General features: G+C 66.5%; 1 pseudogene. It reads right to left on the bottom strand.

From position 1 onward, the window contains the following. Positions 1–49 precede the first annotated feature (49 nt). Positions 50–568: pseudogene (locus JCM19049_RS17105) on the bottom strand (pyridoxal-phosphate dependent enzyme); the annotation flags it as partial.

The raw sequence follows: 568 nt of genomic DNA, 5'->3' as shown, positions 1-568 counted from the left end.
GTCTTTGAGCCGGCTTGCCGTTGTGGCAAGCTCCGGCGTCCGGGCGTGGCTAGGCCACCGAGCCGCCGGCCGAACTGGTTATCACCGGTTCGAAGCCCTCGGCGCGCAGGTTGTTCAACACCATCTCCGAGTGCTCGTGGCCACGGGTTTCCATGTCGATGGTGATTGCCACGTCCCCCATGGACAGCGCCCCGCCGATGCGGGTGTGGTCCAGCCGGGTGACGTTCGCATCGGATTCGGCGATGATCCGCGAGATGCTGGCCAACGCGCCGGGGCGGTCGGGCAGCATCATCCGGATGGTCAGGTAGCGGCCACCGGCGGCCAGGCCGCGCTGGATCACCTTGAGCATCAGCAGCGGGTCGATGTTGCCCCGGAGAGGATCACCGCGCAGTTCTTTGATTCAATGCCGTGCTTGGCCAGCAGGTTTTCCATCAGCGCCGCCACCCCGACCGCACCGGCCGGCTCCACCACCAGCTTGTTGCGCTCCAGCAGCACCACCAGCGCCTGGGCCAGCGCATCCTCGGAGACGGTGACCACGTCATCGACCAGCGCCTTGACGATCTGGAAG

It is taken from the genome of Arthrobacter sp. JCM 19049, from assembly GCF_001310435.1.
The sequence above is the reverse complement of the archived record's forward strand: the minus strand, read 5'-3'. Positions and strand labels throughout refer to the sequence as shown.